The organism is Intestinibacter sp. (assembly GCF_051866655.1).
GTDB lineage: Bacteria > Bacillota > Clostridia > Peptostreptococcales > Peptostreptococcaceae > Intestinibacter.
Genome location: NZ_JBJDXL010000301.1, coordinates 1 through 3,741, shown reverse-complemented (window position 1 = coordinate 3,741; position 3,741 = coordinate 1). Strand labels below are relative to the sequence as shown.

Annotated in this window: 5 protein-coding genes; 4 read left to right on the top strand and 1 reads right to left on the bottom strand. The window is 31.0% G+C overall.

Going from position 1 to position 3,741, the window contains the following annotated elements:
- The first annotated feature begins 38 nt into the window (after positions 1–38).
- The 3 genes from ACI3VO_RS09025 (at position 39) to ACI3VO_RS09015 (ending at position 2,214) form a co-directional block, all read left to right on the top strand.
- Positions 39–503 carry a pyridoxamine 5'-phosphate oxidase family protein gene (locus ACI3VO_RS09025; protein ID WP_439757597.1) on the top strand — a complete coding sequence of 155 codons (465 nt, stop codon included), beginning with the start codon at positions 39–41 and terminating at the stop codon, positions 501–503.
- A 169-nt stretch (positions 504–672) separates the two neighbouring features.
- Entirely contained in the window at positions 673–912 is a 240-nt protein-coding gene (locus tag ACI3VO_RS09020; RefSeq protein WP_439757596.1) for a hypothetical protein, read from the top strand.
- Between the two features lie 171 nt (positions 913–1,083).
- Positions 1,084–2,214, top strand: coding sequence for an aldo/keto reductase (locus ACI3VO_RS09015; RefSeq protein ID WP_439757595.1), 1,131 nt, complete (start codon positions 1,084–1,086; stop codon positions 2,212–2,214).
- A gap of 80 nt (positions 2,215–2,294) precedes the next feature.
- Here the strand turns inward: ACI3VO_RS09015 and ACI3VO_RS09010 are convergent, their stop codons facing one another.
- Positions 2,295–2,843, bottom strand: coding sequence for a hypothetical protein (locus ACI3VO_RS09010; RefSeq protein WP_439757594.1), 549 nt, complete (start codon positions 2,841–2,843; stop codon positions 2,295–2,297).
- A 142-nt stretch (positions 2,844–2,985) separates the two neighbouring features.
- On the opposite strand from ACI3VO_RS09010, the gene ACI3VO_RS09005 reads away from it, so the two are divergent.
- On the top strand, positions 2,986–3,681 hold the full coding sequence (locus ACI3VO_RS09005; protein WP_439757593.1) for an alpha/beta fold hydrolase: 696 nt from the start codon (positions 2,986–2,988) through the stop codon (positions 3,679–3,681).
- The last annotated feature ends 60 nt before the right edge of the window (positions 3,682–3,741 follow it).

Genomic DNA, 3,741 nt, shown 5'->3' with positions numbered 1-3,741 from the left:
TATAATTATTTCATAACACAAATAAGGGGGATGCGAATATGGAAATGCGTAGAAAAGACCGTGCATTAGGTATGGAGGAAACAATTGAAATCTTAAATAAATCTGAATACGGAGTACTTTCAACAGTGGACGAAAATAGTGTTCCTTATGGAGTACCAATTAATTTCGCTTATACTGATGGAGTGATTTATTTTCATTGTGCAAAGGATGTTGGACATAAATTAAGCAATATAAAACAAAACGGCAATGCTTGTTTTACTGTAGTAAATGATGTTTGTTTATTGCCAAGTACATTTTCTACTAAATACAGTTCAGCAATTCTTTTCGGAACAATATCATCAGTTGAAGACGACAAAGAAAAAAGAAAAGGATTAGAGGCGCTTATAAAAAAATTAGCACCAGATTACATGGAAAGTGGATTGAAATATATAGCTAATAGTATGGATGATACAACTGTTTTAAAGATGGAAGTAAAAGAAATGACAGGAAAAGCTAAAAAATAGTAAAATTATTTTTCTAATCGATTCTTGAAAAAAATAAAAAAAAATGATAAAATTTTTGTAAATAAGTAGTTGAAATGGCTAAATCTAGTTGATTTCAGCTACTTTTTCTCTATTCGTGTGTTTCTACCGTAATAGGAATTTTGACATGAGTCAGAAGGAGGTGGATAGAATGAAAAGAGTAAAAGCGGCTTGTATTTGTCAGACTCTTCATTTTATGTTAAAAGAGGATTTAGGACATGATTATGGAGTAAAGCTTGTTAAAAAAGAATATGAAAACTATATAGCAGGTCTTGAAAAAAATCATACAAAATATAAAATTATTGATGAGACAGTACAACCAGACGGATCTATTATTATAAAGATTAGAAAACAATATAATAATAGTGACGTAGGAGAATATTTAGATTAATAAAAATACAGCATGCAAACCATATTTAACTTGGAATGCGTGCTTATTTTATTTATAAACAAAATAAATAATTAATTCTATAAATATAAATTGGACTTATAGGTAAATATTGATTAATATTTAATTTATAATATACTTATATAAAGAAAATCTATAAAAGGGGGACAAAAAATGGAAAAATATCTTGGAGAAAGCATACCACAATTAGGATTTGGTCTTATGAGACTTCCTATGAATGGTGAAAAGGTTGATATAGAACAAACTAAAAAAATGGCAGATATATTTTTGGAAAAAGGTTTTTGCTACTTTGACACAGCATTTGGTTATCTTAACGGAGAATCAGAAAAATCAGTAAAGGAAGTATTAGTCGATAGATATCCTCGTGATAAGTTCGTTTTGGCGACTAAATTGCCAGCATGGGCAGGGGCTAAGACAAAGGAAGAAGCAGAGCAAATGTTTTACACTTCATTAGAACGTACAGGCGCTGGATATTTTGATTTCTACTTATTACATAATTTAGGAGAACAACGTACACATTTCTTTGACGATTATGATTTATGGAATTTCTGTGCTAAAAGAAAAGAAGAAGGATTAATCAAGCATTTTGGTTTCTCTTTCCACGATAAAGCAGATGTTCTAGATGAAATATTAAATAAACATCCGGAAGTAGAATTTGTACAACTACAAATAAACTATGCAGACTGGGATAATCCAACTATAGAATCAAGAAAATGCTATGAGGTAGCTCGTAAACACAATAAGCCAGTTGTAATAATGGAACCAGTAAAAGGTGGAATTTTAGCGAATCCTCCACAAAAAGTAACTGATGTACTAAAAGCAGCTGATAAAGATGCATCACCATCTTCTTGGGCAATACGTTTTGCAGCATCACTTGACGGTATAATCACAGTTTTATCTGGAATGTCAAATGTGGAACAAATGGAGGACAATGTTTCTTATATGGAAGACTTCAAACCATTATCAGAAGATGAAGCGAAGGTAGTTGATGAAGCTAGAGAAATTATAAATGCTATTCCAACAGTTCCTTGTACTGCATGTACTTACTGTATGAAGGGATGCCCTGAATCAGTAGCAATATATGGAACTTTCCAAGCTGTGAATATAGTAAATATTTACGATGATGTAGAAGCAGCAAAGGGCAGATATAAATGGAATACTGAAGGACATGGCTGGGCTAAGGCATCTGCATGTATCGAATGCGGTCAATGTGAAGAGGTATGTCCACAACATATACATATTAGAGAAGAGCTTAAAAAGGCAGCTGCTATTTTAGAGGGATAATTATATTTTGAAATAAAATATATAAGGCAAGCAACTTATAATTTAAAAGATAAATTGCTTGCCTTATATAACATATTAAGCTAGTTAAAATAGCTAGCCTGCATTAAACTTACTTCATGGATATCTACTATCATAATAAGTAATGCTATTAATTGTACTATTATGTATATAAATAAAACCTTGAAACTAAATACATTTTCTATATACTTATCTTCGCGTCCGTTAAATCTCCAAAGCAAATAATCTACAAATTGAAGAACTACAAAACATGCACCTATAGAAGATAGAAGAAAATACCCCACAACAGCCATTGTGAAAAAGAAATCTCTAGTAAGAACAGTACCTATAATTAGCAGAACAAATTGTAGATAAAAATTAGATTTTAATATTATCGACCATAAGGGCACTCTAAGTTTTTTTATATCCAAGCTTTCTATTCTATAAAATAGCAAATTAAGTAATTTATAATGATTTTCTTGTCTTAAACTCACCCACATAGTACTAAAACCGCCATCGCGTTCCCAAATTACTTTACCGCTGTTATCACGACCGACACAATATCTTCCAGAAAGTATTGTTATGCACAATGAAAAGCTATAAATTACAAGTGCTAGTATTATATCCTCCATAATAACCCTCCACAAAAAATATTTATTAATATTATAGCACCAATTCAACAATGTTCAGTTAATATTATGTTGATAAATTTGGAAAACAGAAATACAATAAATGAATAAAGCTAGGAAAAATTTTGGCTAAAGGAGAGTGTCTATGAAAAAGAAAAAATATTTAAAAAGAGTGGGAATTATATCAGTAGCTTTAATACTGATTTGCGTAATAGGTTTTTTTACATATGTTTCAAATTACTATCATGCTCAGGATTATCAAGTTGGAAATATAACTATAACAGAAGAAAAGAATTATATCGTATATGGAGATTCAAATAGTAAAACAGGGTTTATATTTTATCCAGGAGGTAAAGTAGAGGCTGAGGCATATAAGCCGATATTAAGTAAGCTAGCTAAAAAAGGAATTTGCTGCGTGCTTGTGGAGATGCCTTATAATTTAGCTGTATTTGATTCAAATGCGGCTGGCGATATTATGCAGGACTTTAAAAAAATAGAAAACTGGTATATAGGTGGACATTCTTTAGGAGGTGCTATGGCTTCATCTTTTGCAGCTGAGCATCAAGAGGATTTAAAGGGATTAGTTCTTTTGGCTGCTTATCCTACTGATAAACTAGAAATTCCTGTTTTATCTATTTATGGAAGTGAGGATGGAGTTTTAAATAGGGAAAAATACGATAACTCAATAGGTCTAGCAGAAGATCTTACAGAAATAGTGATTAAAGGTGGAAATCATGCACAGTTTGGAAATTATGGAGAACAATCAGGAGATGGTAAGGCTACAATTTCTAAGGAGGAGCAATGGAATCAAACAGTTAAGCAAATTTTAAATTTTATATAAAAGCCTAAAAGACTTCATTTCTAATAGTTAAAGTCCTATTATTAAATTAGGAGAAGGTTT

What these genes read in the sequence shown, in the direction of transcription:
- ACI3VO_RS09020 (WP_439757596.1), top strand. Translation starts at nt 673, where the DNA reads ATGAAAAGAGTAAAAGCGGCTTGTATTTGTCAGACTCTTCATTTTATG.
- ACI3VO_RS09005 (WP_439757593.1), top strand. Translation starts at nt 2,986, where the DNA reads ATGAAAAAGAAAAAATATTTAAAAAGAGTGGGAATTATATCAGTAGCT.
- ACI3VO_RS09015 (WP_439757595.1), top strand. Translation starts at nt 1,084, where the DNA reads ATGGAAAAATATCTTGGAGAAAGCATACCACAATTAGGATTTGGTCTT.
- ACI3VO_RS09025 (WP_439757597.1), top strand. Translation starts at nt 39, where the DNA reads ATGGAAATGCGTAGAAAAGACCGTGCATTAGGTATGGAGGAAACAATT.
- ACI3VO_RS09010 (WP_439757594.1), bottom strand. Translation starts at nt 2,843, where the DNA reads ATGGAGGATATAATACTAGCACTTGTAATTTATAGCTTTTCATTGTGC.